The organism is Kitasatospora sp. NPDC058162 (genome assembly GCF_042884005.1).
Classification (GTDB): domain Bacteria; phylum Actinomycetota; class Actinomycetes; order Streptomycetales; family Streptomycetaceae; genus Kitasatospora.
The window spans coordinates 1-18,271 of sequence record NZ_JBHVUS010000022.1 but is presented as its reverse complement, the minus strand read 5'-3'; the positions used below and the strand labels follow the sequence as shown (position 1 = coordinate 18,271).

14 protein-coding genes are annotated in these 18,271 nt (G+C 68.8%); 6 read left to right on the top strand and 8 right to left on the bottom strand.

What is annotated here, in order from left to right; genetic code table 11:
• Window positions 1-70 precede the first annotated feature (70 nt).
• The 8 genes from cmlS to ACFVXG_RS30475 all read right to left on the bottom strand — a co-directional run bounded on the left by cmlS (window position 71) and on the right by ACFVXG_RS30475 (window position 10,139).
• A complete protein-coding gene (cmlS, locus tag ACFVXG_RS30510) occupies window positions 71-1,783 on the bottom strand; it encodes a chloramphenicol-biosynthetic FADH2-dependent halogenase CmlS (protein WP_387931961.1) in 1,713 nt (570 codons plus the stop codon).
• A gap of 18 nt (window positions 1,784-1,801) precedes the next feature.
• Window positions 1,802-2,422: a DapH/DapD/GlmU-related protein gene (locus ACFVXG_RS30505; protein ID WP_387931959.1), complete on the bottom strand. Its 621-nt coding sequence runs from the start codon at window positions 2,420-2,422 to the stop codon at window positions 1,802-1,804.
• Window positions 2,415-3,785 carry an AMP-binding protein gene (locus tag ACFVXG_RS30500; protein WP_387931957.1) on the bottom strand — a complete coding sequence of 457 codons (1,371 nt, stop codon included), beginning with the start codon at window positions 3,783-3,785 and terminating at the stop codon, window positions 2,415-2,417. Before ACFVXG_RS30500 ends, ACFVXG_RS30505 begins: the two co-directional genes overlap by 8 nt.
• Window positions 3,785-4,477 (bottom strand): SDR family NAD(P)-dependent oxidoreductase, encoded by a 693-nt coding sequence (locus ACFVXG_RS30495; RefSeq protein ID WP_387931955.1) that lies wholly within the window; start codon window positions 4,475-4,477, stop codon window positions 3,785-3,787. The genes ACFVXG_RS30500 and ACFVXG_RS30495 overlap by 1 nt, the downstream gene beginning before the upstream one ends.
• A gap of 23 nt (window positions 4,478-4,500) precedes the next feature.
• Window positions 4,501-4,812 carry a hypothetical protein gene (locus ACFVXG_RS30490; RefSeq protein WP_387931953.1) on the bottom strand — a complete coding sequence of 104 codons (312 nt, stop codon included), beginning with the start codon at window positions 4,810-4,812 and terminating at the stop codon, window positions 4,501-4,503.
• A 46-nt stretch (window positions 4,813-4,858) separates the two neighbouring features.
• Window positions 4,859-6,118, bottom strand: a complete 1,260-nt coding sequence (locus tag ACFVXG_RS30485; RefSeq protein WP_387931951.1) for an MFS transporter — start codon at window positions 6,116-6,118, stop codon at window positions 4,859-4,861.
• Window positions 6,115-8,580, bottom strand: a complete 2,466-nt coding sequence (locus ACFVXG_RS30480) for an acetyl-CoA carboxylase biotin carboxylase subunit family protein (protein ID WP_387931949.1) — start codon at window positions 8,578-8,580, stop codon at window positions 6,115-6,117. The genes ACFVXG_RS30485 and ACFVXG_RS30480 overlap by 4 nt, the downstream gene beginning before the upstream one ends.
• Window positions 8,581-8,939: 359 nt before the next feature.
• Window positions 8,940-10,139, bottom strand: a complete 1,200-nt coding sequence (locus ACFVXG_RS30475; RefSeq protein WP_387931948.1) for a condensation domain-containing protein — start codon at window positions 10,137-10,139, stop codon at window positions 8,940-8,942.
• Between the two features lie 972 nt (window positions 10,140-11,111).
• Between ACFVXG_RS30475 and ACFVXG_RS30470 the strand changes: the two genes are divergently transcribed.
• The 6 genes from ACFVXG_RS30470 to ACFVXG_RS30445 all read left to right on the top strand — a co-directional run.
• Window positions 11,112-12,011, top strand: a complete 900-nt coding sequence (locus ACFVXG_RS30470) for a hypothetical protein (RefSeq protein ID WP_387931946.1) — start codon at window positions 11,112-11,114, stop codon at window positions 12,009-12,011.
• The gene (locus tag ACFVXG_RS30465) at window positions 12,011-13,336 is read left to right on the top strand and encodes an acetyl-CoA carboxylase biotin carboxylase subunit family protein (protein ID WP_387931944.1); all 1,326 of its coding nucleotides are present in this window, start codon (window positions 12,011-12,013) and stop codon (window positions 13,334-13,336) included. The genes ACFVXG_RS30470 and ACFVXG_RS30465 overlap by 1 nt, the downstream gene beginning before the upstream one ends.
• Before the next feature lie 301 nt (window positions 13,337-13,637).
• Window positions 13,638-14,951 (top strand): MFS transporter, encoded by a 1,314-nt coding sequence (locus ACFVXG_RS30460; RefSeq protein ID WP_387931942.1) that lies wholly within the window; start codon window positions 13,638-13,640, stop codon window positions 14,949-14,951.
• A gap of 154 nt (window positions 14,952-15,105) precedes the next feature.
• A complete protein-coding gene (locus ACFVXG_RS30455) occupies window positions 15,106-16,821 on the top strand; it encodes a carbamoyltransferase N-terminal domain-containing protein (RefSeq protein ID WP_387931940.1) in 1,716 nt (571 codons plus the stop codon).
• 164 nt (window positions 16,822-16,985) lie between these two features.
• Entirely contained in the window at window positions 16,986-17,924 is a 939-nt protein-coding gene (locus tag ACFVXG_RS30450; protein WP_387931938.1) for a diiron oxygenase, read from the top strand.
• 88 nt (window positions 17,925-18,012) lie between these two features.
• Window positions 18,013-18,271, top strand: a 259-nt coding sequence (locus ACFVXG_RS30445; protein WP_387931937.1) for an adenylyl-sulfate kinase, incomplete at its 3' end; no start/stop codon positions are given.

Here is an 18,271-nt window from a genome sequence, read left to right as displayed (position 1 = left end):
GTCGGTCCGGGCGGGTGGGCCGTGCCCGGCGGCCCGCCCGGCCACCCGGCCGGGGACGGCGGAACGTCCGTCAGATCTCGTACTCGGTTCCCACGCCGTCGAACCGCAGCCGGGCCTGGATGACGACGCGTTCGCCGTTCTTGTCGAATCCCCGCAGCAGGCCGGCCTCGAAGAGGCGGATGATGATCTGCGAACTGACCTCGGAGCGCTCGGCGTTGCTCAGCGCGCTCTCCAGCTCCTTGAACCCGATGCCCTCGCGCTGCATGCGCTGGAGTATCTGCTGGTGCCGCTCGTCCACCGTCCACTTGGGCATGTCGCGCCCGGCCTCGTTCGCCAGCACCTGCTTGGGCAGCAGCCGGAACTCCACCGGGTCGATCTTGTAGTACGGCTTGAGGAGGACCTCCTGCCCCACCCATTCGAGTCGCTGGATGCTCCGCAGCGCCTTGTTGAGGTCCGCCACCCACCGGACGCGGGCCGGGATCAGCTCGTCGTCGGAGAACTCGGAGCTCAGCTCCGGGCGCTGGTGCCGGCCGATGCTCATCATCGTGCTGGCGCGATCGCGGAACTCCTCGGCCGACTGCCCCGTGGTGTCCTCCGAGTTGACCAGCATGTCGAACCAGCGGCGGCGCTCGACCCGGCTGTCGTCCGTGTCCTGGATCCTGCGGTTCGCCCAGAACGCGGAGTCCGGCTCGCTGAACGAGGCCATCGTGTAGAAGGCGGACAGGAACTCGTGGTACTTCTCGTAGGTCTCCCGGTAGGCCCGGTTGTACCAGTCGTGCACGACCTCGGCCTCTTCGCCGTGGGTGCTGATGCGGTCGATCGCCGCTGCGGCGGAGACCGCCGACTGAGTGGCCATCTGGACGCCCTGCGAGAACAGCGGGTCCGTGAAGGCGGCCGAGTCGCCGCTGAGGAACCAGCGCCCGCTGGAGTACAGCTCCGAGTCGTAGGACCAGTCGTGCACGATGCGCACCTCGTCGCACCGTTCGGCCCCGTCCAGGATGGCCATCGCGCGGTCGGCCTTGGCGAGCGTCGAGGTGTAGAACTCCTCGAAGCCGCGCTCCTTCACCTCGTCGGCCTTCGACCGGTCCACCACCAGACCGACGCTGTACAGGTCGCCCTTGAGCGGGATCATCCACACCCAGCCGTCCTCGAAGGTGATCGAGTACGTGGTGCCCTTGAGGTCGCCCTCGAACGGATCCGCCTTCTTGAAGTACGACCAGATCGCGAAGCTCCGGAAGTACTCGTCGTAGCGGCGCTTCTTCAACTGCCGCGCGAGTGGGCCGCCCGAGCCGCCGGCGTCGATGACGTAGTCGAAGGAGTCCTCCAGGTTCTCGCCGTCCAGGCGGTACCCGACGGTGACCCGGTCCGGGTCGGAGACGTCCACGGTGGTCACGGGCGTGTCCATGTGCACGGGGATGCCGCGCTCGCGGACCTCGTCCACGAGCATCTGGTCGAACACCTTGCGGTCGACCTGGATGGCGTGGTCGAGCACCCAGGGTGCCGTCCGCGGGGTGGAGAAGGAGAAGGTCCAGGGCACCTCGCCCTTGCCCCAGAGGAACGTCGCCGACGGCTTCTTGACGAAGCCGGCCTCCTCGATCTTCTCCTCCAGGCCGAGGCGGTTGAAGAGGGAGAGCGAGCCCGGCAGGAAGGACTCCCCGATCCGGTAGCGCGGGAAGTCGCCCCGCTCGAAGACCACGGCCTCGTGCCCGAGTCGGTTCAGGGTGAGCGCCGCGGTACAGCCGGTCGGTCCGGCGCCGATGATGGCGACACGCTGCTGGTTCATGACGGTGTCCTTACGGGATCAGTGGGTGGGGAGGGACTTGATGCGGCTGGGGGCCAGGTAGGAGCGGCCGTCCACGGCGTCCTCGAAGAGGGTGAGACCGGCCTGGACGCGACAGTCGTCGCCCACCGTCACGCCGGGCGCCAGCTGGCAGCCGATGCCGAAGAAGTTCCCGGAACCGATCGTGACCGAGTTCCCGGTGTGGAAGTTCGGCGAGATGAAGTTCGACGAGCCGATCCTGGAGTGGTGTCCGATGCTGGACCGGTAGTTCAGGACGTTGAAGCTGCCGAAGGTGGCGTTGACCCCGACGTAGTTGTCGGGTCCGATGACGTTCCCGACCCCCCGGAGCGCGCCGTCCTCGACGGTGGAGGAGGGGTGGACCACGTTGATCGCGTCGAGGTTCCGGGCCTCCACGACGTCCCGGACGAGTTCCGCCCGGCGCTCCGGGGCGGACACCGCCAGGACGACCGCGGTGCCCTCGGCCGGGTGGTCCCGGGAGATCCTCGACCACTGTCCGTCCGGTACGACGACCTCCTCGCCCTCCAGGGCGAGGAAGCGGTCGACGGTGTGCCCCGCGTCGCGCACGTAGCGGGCGACTTCGAGGGCGAACTTGGCTGCCCCCAGGATGACGACATCAGCCACGGTTGATCTTCCTGTCCTTCTTGAAACGGGCGGAGACGGCCGTCCGGGCGACGATCGACACCTTGGCCGGCATCTTGAACGGCTCCACCTTCCCGTCGAGGAAGGTGCGGACGTGGTGCCGCAGTTCCGCTTTGGAGAGGTCGCGGGCCGGCACGACCTCGACGTGGACCGCCTGGCCGGTGATGGCGTTGGGCATGCCGAAGACCACGCAGTCGGAGATCTCGGGGCTGCCGAGGAGGATGGACTCCAGTTCGAGCGGCAGGACCTTCTCGCCGCCGACGTTGATGACCTCCGCGGCCCGGCCCTTGACCTTGAGGTAGCCGTCCCCGGTCTCCTCGACCAGGTCACCGGTGCGGAACCAGCCGTCCTCCGTGACGGCCTCGTTCGAGTAGTTCAGGTACCCCAGGAACTGGGTCCTGGTCCGCAGTTGGAGCTCACCGTCGACGACGCGGTACTCGGAGCCGTCGTCCTCGATCCGGAAGGAGGTGCTGGAGGACGACTTGCTGCTGGTGGTCGAGATGCCGGTCTCGCTCGTCCCGAACGTCTGCAGCAGCCTCGCCCCCGGAATCGCCGCGTGCACCCGCCGGAGGAGTTCCTCCTGCATCGGCTCGGTCCCGTACGTGATGAGCTTCAGGCTCGACAGATCGTGTTGCCGGTGGAAGCCGCCGATCAGGACGAGGTTCAGGAAGGTCGGGCTGGTCGGAAGCAGCCTGATGCCGTACCGCTCGACCAGCGAGCAGATCTCACCGGGGGTCCGCTCCGCGGGGATGACCGCGCTCGCCCGCGAACTCAGCACGCCCAGCAGCGAGTTGATCCCGCCGATGTGGTCGGCCAACAGGAACAGCAGGATGTTGCGCGGGGTCCGACTGAAGTGCCCGGACGACTTGACCTTCTCCGCGAAGAGAGCGTCGAGATCGTGCAGGATGGCCTTCGGCTTCCCGGTCGAGCCGCTGGAGAGCAGGATGAGACCGGACTGCCCGCCCGCTCTGAGGACGCCGATGCGCTCGGACTCCGCACCGTCGACCGGATCGTAGCGCTCGACGGTGACCTCGTCGCCCACCTCGACGACGAACTCGGCACGGCAGGTGTTCCGGACGGCGTCGTAGCTGATCTCGGTGAACGACACGACGGGGATGACGATGTTCCTGCGCAGGTAGAGCGCGTAGAACGCCGCGATCTGCGAGAAGGAGAAGTCCCCGTGCAGGACGACCGTCGCCCCGGCGTCCATCCCGGCGGCGTCGAACGCCGTCCCCAGCCGGTCGATCTCGTCCGCCAGCTCCGCGTAGGAACGGCTGGTGCCGCGGTCGATGACAGCGACGCGGTCGTTCAGGATCCTCAATCGGGCCGTCAGCGTGTCGCGCACTAGCGCACTCCTCCCAGGTAGATCGTTTCGCCGGTGACGAACCCGGACTGTTCCGACGTCAGGAACTCCACCGGACCGACCAGGTCGTCGAGCTCGCAGACCCGGTCGATGGTCTGGCGCGCGAGCACGTTCGCCCTGGCCTCCTCGGGGAGGGTCCGGGTCAGGACCGTCCTGACCAGCGGCAGCCCGAGCGCGTTCACCCGGACACCGAAGGGAGCCAGCTCCTTGCTCATGACCCGGGTCGCCTGTTCGACGGCGCTCTTGCTCGCCGAGTAGGCCAGCTGGCCGTCGAGCGACCACGGGACGGCGACGGTGGAGATGTTGAGGATGGACGTACTCGCCCGGTCGCTCTTCTGCAGGAGCTTGGTCGCTTCGCGGCTGCACGCGAGCACGGCGAAGAAGTTGATCTCGAAGATGCTCCGGGTCGTCGCCTCCGGGGTCAGCATGAAGTGGTTCATGGTGGCGGTGCCCGCGTTGTTGACCAGGCTGTCGAGGTGACCGAACTCCTGCCGGATCGACCGGAACATGCGCCTCAGCTGCGTCGGGTCGGTCAGGTCCGACTCGAAGTGGCGGTACGCGGGGTGCTCGATCGAGGAGGGGCGCCTGCTGCAGCCGATCACGGTGTCCCCGCGCCGCAGGAAGTGCTCCGCCAGGGACTTTCCGATACCGGTGCGGGTCCCGGTGATCAACATCGTTGTCATGGTGTCGCGGCCGTTCAGACGCCGGTCACGACTCCGGCCTCCGCGAGCTCACCGCCGGCGAACTCTATGAGCCGGCGGGTGCTGCTGAAGGGGCTGATCCGCTGCGAGACCGCCTTCTCCGAGGTCAGCGAGATCTCGACGTCGAACTCGTCCTCGATCGCCTCCTCCACACGCGCCAGGAAGTTCACCAGCTGCATGGAGTCGAAGACGGCCGAGTTCCCGTAGAAGCTCAGCTCCAGCGGTTCGTCCGTGGGGATCTTCTCCTCCCGCCGCTCATTCAGTTCACCGATGACGCCGAGGATGATGTCGAGCAAACGGTCCTGCATGGTCTTCTCCTTGCGGGGTTCAGGGGTGTGCGGGCCGGGCGGGAGCTCAGGAGACCGCAGCGGCCGGCTCCGCCGCCGGATCGGCCTGTGCGAGCTTCTGGCCCACCGCCACGATCAGGCCGGCCGCGGCGGCGAAGATCGCCGCGAGGACGACCATTCCGGTCGCCCCCCAGGTGATGAGCACGGCGACCAGGGCGGGCCCGACGATGTTCGAGATGGATCCGCCGAGGCTGAAGACGGCCAGGTACTCGGCCCGCTTGGACTCCGGCGCGTGGCGGATGGACAGCTCCCACGCCCCCGCGCCCTGGAAGAGCTCTCCGCAGGTGAGCAGAACGGTCGCCGCCAGCAGGATCGTGACACTCAGCCAGACACCGGTGTACAGGGTCGGGATCAGCGCCAGGCTGAAGAGTCCGAGCATCACGCCGGAGCGCAGGAGCGACCTGGTGCCGTCCGCGCTGCTCTTGATGTTCTTCGCGAAGTGCACCTGGAAGACGATGGCCAGGACGGTGTTGACGAAGACGAGGACACTGAGCAGGCCCTCGGGCGCGTTCGTCGACTCGACGAGCCACAAGGGGATGGCGACACCGAGCAGGACCGGGTGCAGGAAGAGGATCCCGTTGACGGCGGAGAGCGCCAGGTACTTGCGGTCCTTCGCGACGTCGAGGAGCCCGCCGTACCACTTCTGCGTGGCCGGCTCCGAGGACGAGGTGTCGACGTCCAGGAAGCGGAACACCACGGACGACAGCACGCTGCAAGCGGCTCCGGCCAGGATGACCGACCGCAGCCAGGGCAGGCCGCCCACGGAGATCAGCGGTGCCGCCGCGAGGGTGCCGGCCGACATCCCGATGTTGATGACGGAGCTGATCACGCCGAGCATCCGGGTGCGGTCGGCACTACCGGCGGTCGTGTTGACGAGCATCTGGACCATCGGGAAGATCGGGCCCTGCGAGACCATGACCATGGACGCACACAGGGTGAACGTCACCGGCCCGGTGCAGAAGGCCAGCGCCACCAGCCAGGACGCGCGCCACAGTTGGAGCGTCCGGAGCAGGGTGAGCGGGCCCAGACGCTTCGCCAGGAGCGTGACGGGAACGGTGGTGAGGAACCCGACGAGGCCGGCGATGGTCAGACCCAGTCCGACCTGGGCCGCGGTCAGGCCGATGCCCTTCAGGAAGTAGAGCGTGCTGCCGGTCAGGTAGAACCCACTGCCGGAGGCGTTGACCACGACGCCGACGGCGATGATGCGGTGGTTCTTCCCGGGGAGCGAGTAGTCGCTGACCAGCTTCTTGACGGCGTCCTTGATCATCGGCCGGCCGCCGACGAGTCGAACGGGGTGAGCCGGATCTCGATGAGTGACTCCGCCTTGTCGAGGATGCTGCCGCACTCCTCGGGGGTCGCGGCCGCGACCACGACCGCGAGCACGCGCGGTTCGAGGCCGCGCGGGGGGAGCCGGAGCGGGGTGGGCGGCTGGATCAGGCGCACCACCTCCACGACGCCTTCGAGCTGTTCCGCCGCGGTGGTGTCGACGGACTCGACGACCCCGTCCTCGGCCGGGAAGAGGAACCTGATCTCGACGCACCGGTCGCGCTGCGGCGTGACGTCGGGGCGGTGCCCCAGGGCGATCGACGCCGCGGCGGCAGTGAGGTCGATGCCCGTGGCCAGGAAGCCCAGACGGGGGATGAAGTCACCGCCGAGCCGGCCGTTCAACTCGATGAGCTTGGGCCCCGACGCGGTCAGCCGGACCTCCGCGTGCGTCACGCCGTCGGTGATGCCCAGATCGTGGTGGGTCCGGGTGAGCATCTGCGTCACCTGGTCCGCCCACTCCTCGTCACGCCACGGCGCGACGAGGTGCCCCACCTCCTGGCAGTAGGGCTCGAACCCCAAGCGCTTGCGCGCCACGTTCACCGGCTGCACCTCGCCCCGGAAGACCACGGAGTCGACGCTGATCTCCGGACCGTCGACGAACTCCTCGACGATCGAACCGCCGAGGGGGGTGAGGCCGGGGAACGAGCTCGCCGCCGTCATGGCGAAGTGCTCGACGAGCTCCTCCCGCGTCGCGGCCTGTGCCACGCCCACGCTGCCGGCGAGCGAACGCGGCTTGACGACGACCGGGAAGCCGAAGGCCTCGGCGGCCGCCAGGGCCTCCTCCTGACTGTCGACGCGCGCGAACCTGACCAGGCCGGTGGTCTGGAGGCGCCGCGTGGAGAGCTTGTCCCGGCAGTTCGAGGCCGCCGTCGGTGACATGTGGCGCATGCCCAGCCGTTCCGCCGCCGCCGCGGTGTCCTCCAGGAGGACTTCGGCCCAGGTCATGACCCCGACGTTGCCCCCGTGTTCCGCGAACAGGTCGCCGATCGCCGTCACCAGCGAATCGGCCGTGGTGTCCGGGACCTGCCGGTGCGCCGTGACGTACTCGCGCTCCCACGTCGCTTCCGAGGTGCTGACGAGGGCGATCCGGGCGACGCGGGAGATCGCCTTGAACGCGTACTCGCGGTAGGCGCGCTCACCGGACCCGATGAGGACGACCAGCTCGGGACCGTTCGGGTCGACCGGCCGGCAGCGGAAGTCGAACTCGGCGACGGTCCGCTCCAGCTTCGCCAGGACCTCGGCGCCGGACCGCCCGCGGAACCGGAACCGCGCACCGGAGTTCTCGTAACCGTGCTCGTAACCCGGGGTGCTGACGAGGGTCCGGCCCCTGACCGGGCGCACCGTGGTGTACGGGCCCTGCTCGGGCGCGAGGGCGAGCTCGGACGAGACGACCCGGCACGGCTTGGCCTCCGGCGTGGAGACCAGCAGCCAACCGACCCGCTCGGTCTCGTCGACGGGCGGCATCGAGCGCGCCTCGGCGGGAACCGACTCCCCGGCCTGGAGCGCGAAGGTGGCCTTCATGAGGTCGATTCCGTGGACCTCACGCCAGAGGAAGGGGATCTCCGCCCCGCCGGGACGGGCGCCGATCTCCAGGAACTGCACCTCCGGCGCCTCCTGCGGGCCGGAGACGAAGAGCTCCAGGTGGAAGACGACGGGGTCGGCGCTGAGGGCCGCGGTCGTCCGGGTGGTGAAGTCCTCGAGGCGGGACAGCAGCACCGGGTCGTCCACCTCGACCGACCCCAGCGGCTTCCCCTCGGTGTACGCGAAGCAGGTGTTGACGTACCGCGAGGCCCGCCAGGCCCCGAGCCCGAGTCCGTCCCCCAGGCTGACCCCGTCGACGTGCAGGATCTCGTGCGGCAGGTAGGGCTGCACCAGGAGGAACTCGTCCGGCGGGAAGACGAATGCGGCGAGGTCGTCGGCGGAGTCGAGGCGGGTGACCCCGATGCTGGAGGTGCCGCGGGCCGGCTTGAGCAGGACGGGCCAGCCGTGCTCCTCGGCGAACGACCGCACCACCTGGTGGTCGACCGCGTGCACGGTCGCGGGCACGGCGACACCGGCCGCGGCCAGACGCTGCGCCATGACCAGCTTGTCGCGGAACGGCGCGAGGTCCGCCGGGGTCTGACCGGGGACACCGAGTTCCTCGCGGAGGACGGCGGCGAGGTCGAGGTCCGATTCGTTGAGCGCGATGATCCGGTCCGGCACGCCGTACTCGGCGACGAGGTCCGCGACGGCGCCCCGCAGCAGGGGCTCGTCCTCGGTGCTGGCGATCTCCTTCACCGCGGTCGCCGTGCCGGGAATCGAGCCGAGCGACCATGGCGCGGCAATGTACGTGACCGTGTCGGCGGTGTGGTCGACGTACGACTCGTACTCCGCGAAACGGTCAGTCCATTGATGCAGGATCATGACGTGCTTTGACACTATTCCTCCAGGACAGTGCAGCGGGTGGACGGGTGACTGGTGGTTCGACCAGCCGGAAGTTCGTTGGGGGCGGGGTATCCGGTCGTCCCGGAGGCGGCGTCGGCGGCGATCGGGGCCGCCCTGGCGTCAGGGCGCGCAGGGTCCGACCGGCGTCGTGCTCCGGGCCGTTCGGTCGGCGCTCCACCCGCTCACCGTCGGAAGGGGCGGCACGGTGACAGTGCTCGCGGGCGCGCTGCACCCGGTCACGGCGAAGCCGGGGAGGGCGACCCGGCCGTCGACCGTTGTCTGACCCTCCCCGGTCGCCCGGTGTCCGCGCAGCGGGGCCGCTTGGCCGGCGCCCGGACCTACTCGGACCGGGGGGCCGGCTCCTGTGCCGCGGAGAGGATGATCTCCTCGATCGTTCGGAGGATGCCGGAGATCCGCTCGTAGCCGGTGGCCGAGGAGTTCTCCTGGAGCGTCGAGACGATGGCCTCGCCCTCCTGTACCTGGAGGTAGAGCGGCGCGCCGATGTTGCGGCCGGTGGTACCGGTCTCCAGGCCCTCGGGGACGGAGAGCTGGTCCTTCTGGTACTCGCCCATGTAGTTGAAGAAGTAGGTGAAGAGCCCGCTCACTGATCCGTCGAAGCAGCCGTTCACCGTGCCCGTGAAGCCGTGTTCGGCCGCGATCTCCAGCATGTCGTCGACGTGGTACTCGCCGTGCCGGTAGGACCTGAACAGCTCCCAGTGGAGCTTGCCGGCGAAGGCGCCGAACGGCTCGTCCGGGTCGATCGGGACGACCAGCGGGATGACCTGGTCCTGGGTGGTGAGCAGCTTCTCCCAGCGCGGGTCGCTGCGGTTGTTGGTGAAGACCGCGACCATGATCTCGCCCAGGCCGTCGTACTGCGCGGCGGCGCGGCAGTAGGCGCTGAGCATGACCGAGGGGAGCGACAGCTGGTGGGCCCGGGCGACCAGGGTGGCGGCGTCGGTGAGCTCCGCGGTGCCGTACCGGCCCCAACGGCCGTTGACCGACTCGGGTGCCCCGTCCCGCACCATGGCCGGCGCCTTGCCGAAGATCTTCTGCCAGTGCTTGCGGGCCGACCGCCGGCGGGTGCCGTTGGCTTCGGACCACTGCTCCGCCGCCAGTGCCCGGCAGGTCGGGACCTCGCCGTCCGGGAGGGCGCCCACCGAGAGGAGGGTCAGGAACTCCCGCCGCAACTGGTTGACCGACCAGCCGTCGGTGGCGACGTGGTGGAGACAGACGGCCAGCCAGCGGAGCTCGCCGTTCTCGGTCACCAGCGCCGTCCGCCAGGGGAGTTCGACGGTGATGTCGAAAGGGGTGGCGCCGAGGGAATCCGCCACCCGTACCGGATCGGACTCCCGGGGCGGGCCGGCGACGGTGACCGGTCGAGGCGGGAGGACGATCTGTACGGGAGTTCCGCCGCCGATGTCCTCGTACCGGGTACGAAGTGCCTCGTGCCGGTCCTGGAGGGCGGTCAGGGCTTCCTCGACCTGTCGGACCGTGGTACCCGCGGGCAGTTCCCACACCTGGGGGAGGTTGGCCGCCAAGGGGTCGATGCTTTGAATGGAACGCAGGAGCGACAGTTGCCCGAAGGTAATGGGAGCTCTGGCAACTTCAATTGCATGCATGTGAAACAACCTAATCGCAGCACCGATGCATTGGGGATCTCGGCGGTCGAAGGACTGGTGTTTCGCCGCGGCCTTTCACCCGGGCCGCAGCGGTATCCAGAATGGACGGTCGGGCGGATCCCCGAATCGCCTTCATTTCAGACCTGACGTATCGACGCCACAACCTAGCCGCAACGGCTGGGGACTGGCAACAGGTTCAGGACAAGTTCCATCAATGTCCGGTTTGCGGCCCTGTCCCGAGGTTCCGGGGGACGGGTTTCGCCCGGTTTGGTCACGCGTGCGGTCCGCCGGACCGGAGGCGCTCCGTCGTCTGACGGTCCGACACAGTTCGCTGCCGCGCCCGGTCGTTGGGCCCGGTGCGGGGCGGGTTCCGGAGGTCTCTGCCGGTCCGGGCGGGGGTCGAGTGGTCGGCGGGCCCCTCCTCGCGGTTCGGGTGCGAGTGGTTCACCGAATCCACACAAGGCCGGCCCGGGTCGCGGATCGGATACACAGGGTGATCGCCGCTTGATCGCCGCCGACGTGGCGTCATGCCCTCGCTCGGAACGAGTGTTGACGATCCGTCAGGCAATCGGAGCGCCTTTGTCCAATGCAGAACTGTTACGCCGAGTACATGTTGTCGAAATAGTGCGGAGCGGCCATCCTGGGGGTATCTGTCCGTTTTTTCGCCAGGAAAAGACATGGGGTACGGGACCGCCCTGATCTGGAAAGTCGGACGTGCAACACGCGTAGATTTTTCGACCCTTCTCCGACCAGCGCGTTCGTGCTAGCGTGAAGATCATCCTCGGGCTGACCTGCCAAACGCCCTTATGAGCAAAAGGATCTGCAGTGGTATCACCTCGGACCCTCATCGTTTCTCCGCAAAAGACGGGAACTCATCTCATCCAGGAGCTGATGCTCGAACTGGACTACCGCATAGTGGGCGCGACGCGACCGTCCGAGCGCAATATCCCGGTATTCGACACGGCCCAGCGCAAGAAGATCGCGGCACTGGTCCACTCGCCGGAGGTCCTCGCCGAGATCTGCAGCACCGAGGGCACGCCGGAATTCGTGCAGCGCACCGACGAGGCGTGGTCCGCCCTCTCCTGGAGCTGGTACCGGAGGTTCGGCCAGCCGGTCGCCAACCGTTACGGGCAGGACCGGTACGACCAGGTCGACATCACCGCGACCAACCCCAGGATCTCCAGCACGCGGTTCGACGAGACCCCCGAGGGGCTGTGCTGGATCTGGCACGACCTGGACATCTCCAAGGTCGACGGAAGCTTCATCGGCGAGTGGTGCGACACGGCCGAGCCGCCGGTCATCCTGAACTACCGGGATCCTCGTGACGCGCTGGTCTCCCTCATCAACTTCGTTGAGGGGAAGACCCCCAAGGGGTTCGGCAACTTCTACGAGCGACGCGTGTTCAACGCCATCCTGTTGGGCAAGTCGACCATGCACGAGAAGATCGACTACGCCCTGCGGGACCCGTACTTCCTGGCCCGGACCGAGTTCGAGAAGTCGCTCTGGCTGCTGAACCACCCCGGCGTCTGCAAGGTCCGGTACGAGGACCTGGTCGGCCCCCGCGGCGGCGGTTCGCGGCAGGTGCAGGTCGACACGGTGGGCCGGGTCCTGCAGCACGTCGGCGCCGGCGACCAGGACGCGGAGAAGATCGCCGACCGGATCTACAACACCGACTCGTGGAGCTTCCACAAGGGCGGCACCGGCGGCTGGCGCGAGGCGTTCAGCCCCGCCAACGAGAAGCTCTTCAACGAGCTGTACGGCGATGTCCTCGCCCAGTACGGATACGAGTGATGACGGAGCTCGCGGTGGATCGGCGGACCCCGTCCTTCATACTCCTCGGTGGATTCGGCGTCGTCTGCCGTAACCCCTTGTACCTGCGTGAACTGAAGCGGCGCGGGATCGACGTCCTCCTGCTGACGCCGTCCGGCTGGCGCGGCGAGGCACTGGCCGCCATGAAGGACTCCGCCCATCCGGCGTCCCTGATCGACGAGATCGGCTTCGTGGACGGCGCGCTCGGTACGGAGGGCTCGTTCACGGCGGGAGTGATCGCGAAGGCCCAGCAGTGGCGGGCCACGCGTGACATCGTCGGGGTCTACGCGGTGGGCGAGGTCCTGGTCGAGCAGGCGGGGATCGTGGCCGACGCGCTCGGCCTGCGTTCACCGGGGCTGCGGGCGACCCGTACCTGCCGGAACAAGTACCTCCAGCGCTGGTACCTTGACGAGTTCAGCCCGCTGTCGGTCACCCTGCCGCCGGGCGAGCGCGATGCGCTGTCCCGGGAATCCGTCCGGTTCCCGGCGGTGGTCAAGCCCTCCGGGCGACACTCCAGCTCGGGCGTGGAGACGGTCGGCGGGTGGACGGAGCTCCAGCAGGTCCTCCCCTCCTACCCGGAGCACGAGACGCTGCTCGTCGAGCAGCGCGTCTCCGGCCAGGAGTTCTCGGTGGAGAGCCTGGTCCAGGACGGCGAGCTGGTCTTCTCCTCGGTGACGCGCAAGGAGACCACGGACTCCCACGCGCAGACGTTCGTGGAACTCGTGCACAGTGTTCCGAGCGCCCGGGAGAACGAGGCGGAGCTGCTCCTCGCCGCGAACCGCGGTCTGCTGGAGCGGCTCGACTTCCGGAACGGGATCGCCCACAGCGAATGGCGCGTCGGCGACGACGGGAAGCCGTTCCTGATGGAGGTCGCCGCGCGCACTCCCGGTGACGGGCTCCTGGCGCTCTACGAGCTCGCGACCGGGGCGGCCATGGAGCCGGCCATCATGGACATCGCACTCGGCGAGGCCACCAGCTACCCCCGGCCGCGCCGCTACGCGCGCCAGGTCTACCTGGAGCACCCGGTCGGCGTGCTCGCGGACGTCGTTGTCGATTGGCCGGGAGTGCAGCCGAGTTGGGTCGGGGAGAGCGGCATCTGGCCCGACCTCACCCCGGGTGAGCAGTCGGACGAGGGCGCGCTGCGGGCCGTGCTCGTGCTGAAGGACCGCGGCACCCTTCTCGGTCCCCTGAAGAGCTCCGACGACCGAGCGGTGAGCTTCCTCATCGACGCGCCGGACCCGCAGGAGCTCGACCTGCTCGAACGGCGGGTCCGTGCCGCGATCACGATCCGCTGCACGACCGGCTGAACCGTGCCGGTCGAATCCGGCCGGCAACCGCTCGACGCGAGCGAGCGGTGGGGCCGCGGCTGTTGTGACCCCGGCCGCGGGCTCACCGTCCGCCGGATCCTCGCGACCGGATGACCGGAGCCGAAGCCCGAGGGGTTTCGGTGTCCCCAGGGCCCGTCTTCAGAGCTGATCAAGTGGTGAGGCAATGATGCGGCCCCGGCCGCCGGACACGACGAGCCCGCGAGTCCCCACCGGGCCGCTGTGACCGCCGCCTCGATCCCGCTGTGGATCCGACCCCGAAGACGACTCCTAGGAGACACCCGTGGCTGAACCCGTCCCGCTGGAGCGCCGCGCCCTGCTGCAGTCGCCGGACTTCCGGCGCCTGTGGGCAGGCGACTCGGCCGCCCGACTCGGTTACCAGATCGCGCAGTTCGCCCTGCCCCTGATGGCGGTGACACTCCTGCACGTCAGCGCGACCAAGGTGGGACTGGTCTCCGCCTCACAGTTCGTCCCGGTCATCGCGCTCTCGCTCGTCGCGGGAAGCATGGTGGACCGGATATCCGCACGGCGCCTGCTGGTCGTCTGCAACCTGGTCAGGGGCGCCGCGCTGGGCCTGCTGGGGCTGATCTCCGCACTCGTCGGCCTCAGCTTCTGGGCTCTGCTGCTCGTCGCGGTGCTCGTCGGCTCCGCCACCGTCTTCTACGACGTCGGCTACCAGTCCACGGTGCCCAGGGTCCTCTCGGTCTCCGAGCTGGTCTCCGGGAACGGGCTGCTGCAGGCCACCAACTCGGTGACCCAGATGGCCGGTCCCGCCCTGGCGGGCTTCCTCGTGCAGGCCGCAGGCCTGCCGAGCGCGGTCGGGGTCACCGCCGGGCTCTTCACGGCGGCGGTCCTGAGCTTCTGGTCCTTCGGCAGCCGGGAAGAGGCCGGCGAGCGGACGGCACGGCCGAAGGTCTCCATCCGTGACGGTCTGCGCTTCACGCTCAAGACCCGTGCCGTCCGCGACCTGTGCCTGCAGTCGGGGCTCTACAATCTGCACGAGGAAGCGTTCCTGACGGCATTCATGATCTACGCCGTCCGGACCCAGCACGTCTCGGGCGGTGTGGTCGGGGTGATCCTGGGGATCGGTAGTATCGGCGCGCTCCTCGGTTCGCTGCTCGCCGGCCGCCTCTCCGAGCGGCTGCACGCCGGAATGGCGGTCACGACGGCGCTCCTGGTGGCTGCGGCCTCCTTCCTCGTCGGTCGACTGGCCGCCGCCGTGGTCCTGCCGCTGCTGGCCCTCACCGCTGCGTTCGTCATCAACGGGGTCGCGTCCGCGGTCTACAACGTGTTCGCCATCAGCCTGCGCCAAGCGGTCCCGCCGGCCGAGTACCTGGGCTCCGTGACCGCGAGCTACCGACTGGTCTCGTTCGGGACCATCCCCTTGGGCGCACTGGTCGGCGGCGTGCTCGTGGACTGGGCCGGAGCCTCCAGGGCCCTGCTGCTGATCAGCATCTCGATGACCGTGTCGTGCTGCATGCTCTTCACGTCTCCGTTGCGCCGGATCGCGAGCATGGCCGAGGCTCAGCAGGTCTTCGGAACGCCCGAGGACGCCGGTGACGACTCCTCGGCGAGCAGCCTCGCCGGGCGGAGCTGAACCCTCCGGGCACCCGCCCCGTCCCGCACGCCTCCGGCAGTGCGACGAAAGACCATCTCACCCTCCCTCGCAGCCCCCAGCGGGCCTGCACGTGAATTCACTCTCCTGTCCGCAGGGTGACAAATTGCGACACAGAACACATAAAGAGGCTCCCATGATCATCTGTGGCTTGAAGCTGACCCACGACGGAGCTGTGGCTCTCATCGACGGCGATCAGCTGGTCTTCAGCGTCGAGATCGAGAAGATCGCCAACAACCCCCGCTACAGCGAGGTCGACGACCTGAACATCGTCCCGGAGCTCCTCGGCGACTTCGGCTACAAGGTCGACGACGTGGACGAGTGGGTCATCGACGGCTGGGACGGCGCCGTGAACGGCAAGGCCATGCCGAAGAACTTCGGCGACCAGCTGGAGCTCCTGCTCGCGCCCTACCGCGAGAACGAGGCCGTCCCGAACCTCCTGCAGCCCGGCTTCAAGGGCGAGTTCGCCATCGGCGACACGGTGAAGCCGTACACCAGCTACCTGCACGTCACCGGCCACCTGGCCGCCGCCTACTGCTCGAGCCCGTTCGGGGCGGCCGGCGAGGCCTCCTTCGTGCTGGTGTGGGACGGCGGGATGTTCCCCCGCCTCTACCACGTGGACCCGGTCACCGGCGTGGAGAACCACGGTGAGCTGTTCCCGCTCATCGGACACAGCTACGCCACCGCGGCACACCACTTCGGGCCCTTCAAGCGGGTCGACGAGTCCCGCACCGTGGACGACCTCTCGGTGGCCGGGAAGCTGATGGCCTACATCGCGCTCGGCGAGGCGCGCCCGGAGATCATCAAGGTCCTCACCGAGGTCTTCCACGAGCTGTTCGAGGCCGAGACGCCCGAGGTGGCCGACTACCGGGCGACGGTGGGCGGTTGGGGCAGCAACTCCGAGCCGTCGCTCACCTACGTGCACGCCTTCTACCGCGAGGTCGCCGCACGTCTCGACGGCACCGGGGTCAGCGACGAGGACGTACTGACCTCGATCCACCAGTTCCTGGAGGACCTCCTGGTCTCCCGCGCCGCCGAGAAGGTGCGCGCGCTCAAGGGCGACGGCCCGTGGAACCTCTGCTTCATCGGCGGCTGCGCGCTGAACATCAAGTGGAACAGCGCCCTGCGCGCCGACCCGGCGTTCAAGGCCGTCTGGGTGCCGCCCTTCCCGAACGACTCGGGCTCCGCCATCGGCACCGCGGCCGCCCACCTGATGGCGGAGTCGGGCGTCCGCCCGATCACCTGGCACGCGCGTCTCGGGGCGGCCGTGAAGCCCACGCCGATCCCGGCCGGCTGGGAGGGCAAGCCCTGCACGCCCGAGGAGCTGGCCCGCTTCATGCACGAGACCGGCCGCCCGGTGGTCGTGGTGAACGGCCGCGCCGAGCTCGGCCCGCGCGCGCTCGGCGGCCGCAGCATCATCGCCCCGGCGGTCGATCCCGCGATGAAGGAACTGCTCAACGAGGTGAAGCACCGCGAGAGCTACCGGCCGGTCGCGCCGATCTGCCTCGAGGAGCACGCGCCCGCGATCTTCGAGCCGGGCACCCCGGACCCCCACATGCTCTTCGACCACGACGTGCGGCCCGACTGGGTGGACCGCATCCCCGCGGTGCTGCACCTGGACGGCACCGCCAGGCTCCAGACCGTGGGCGCCGAGGACGACGCGACCCTGCGTGCCGTCCTGGTCGAGTACCACCGCCTGAGCGGCGTGCCCGTGCTGTGCAACACGAGCGCGAACCACAGCGGCACGGGCTTCTTCCCCGACCTGGCCTCGGCCATGGAGTGGGGGCGCGTCGACCAGGTGTGGGGCGAGGGGACGCTCTACTCCCGTTCCGCCGAGGGCGACAACGCCTGATCCTGCCGCTGGGCAGTGACCGCAGTACCGAGCAGGTGGTGTCCGGCTCCGGCCGGCACCACTTGCTCGCGCAATCCAGTAATCAACGCGCACGCCGGTGCGATGGCTCACAGGTCCCGCGCCTTGACGAGCCGCTGGGATCGACGAACGGAAGGACCGGGGCAGTGGAGCCGTCGGTAAGCAAGACGAAGGTGTTCAACACGTGGTACGAGAAGGCCGGTGTCCGCCGGGATGCCCGGCGGCTGATCACCCCGGATGACGACATCACCAAGGAGTTCTTCCCGGTACACCTCGTCCCGCACCTCAGCCACCCCCGGATCCTCCAGGCGGAGGAGCCGGTGCGTCGCTACCTCGCGGCCCAGCACCTCTTCCAGTGGCTGAAGTTCACCTCGCACTTCGAGGTCGCCGTGGTGAACCGCGCGACCCAGCGCATCGCCGAAGGGCGGGCGGGGCTGCAGGCCACCGACGACGTGCGGATGGACGCCTTCAAGATCTACGTCGACGAGGGCTACCACTCGCTCTACAGCCTCGACGTGTGCAAGCAGATCGAGAACCGGGCCGGCATCACCGCGCTGCCGTACGACTTCAAGCCGTACCTGGAACAACTCGACTCGGTCGGAACCGACTTCCCCCAGCACCGGCTGCTGGTCCAGCTGCTCCAGGTCGTCGTGTTCGAGACGCTGATCACCTCGATCCTCTCCGACATCCCGAGCGACGAGAACGTGATCACCGTCGTCCGTGACACCGTGCGTGACCACGCCATCGACGAGGGCCGCCACCACGCCTTCTTCGCCTCCCTCTTCCAGGAGCTGTGGACGCAACTGGGCAGCGCGGAGCGGGACCTGGTCGCCTCCTTCCTCCCGAACCTGATCGTGCGCTCCCTGGAGCCGGCCACCCGCCCGGCCCGCCGCGCCCTGGAGCAGTCGGGGTTCTCCGCGGAGACGGTCCGGGCCGTCATCGAGGAGTCCTACAACCGGGACGCCGTCCTGGCCGGTGTCCGGACCGCCTCGGCGAAGACCGTCCAGCTCTTCGAGCAGTGCGGCGTGATGGACAAGCCCGGAGCGCGCGAGGGCTTCATCAAGGCAGGGCTGCTCGATCACTGACGGGCGGGCCGATCCGGCTCCCGGCGAGGGAGAAGCCGGGCGGCCCGGACGCGTGGTCGGTGATCGAGATGGCCAAGAGCGGAAGACGATGTCTGACATAGCAAACCCCTCCCGTGGCGGCGTCACCCCGGCTGACCTGACGCCCGCCCCCTGCGAGCGCGGCGCCACCGTGTGGCTGACCGGGCTGCCGAGTGCGGGCAAGACCACCCTGGCCTTCGCGCTGGCCGAGCGGCTGCGTGCCGAGGGCCACAAGGTCGAGGTCCTGGACGGCGACGAGATCCGCGAGTTCCTCTCCAAGGGCCTCGGCTTCTCCCGCGAGGACCGGCACACCAACGTCACCCGGATCG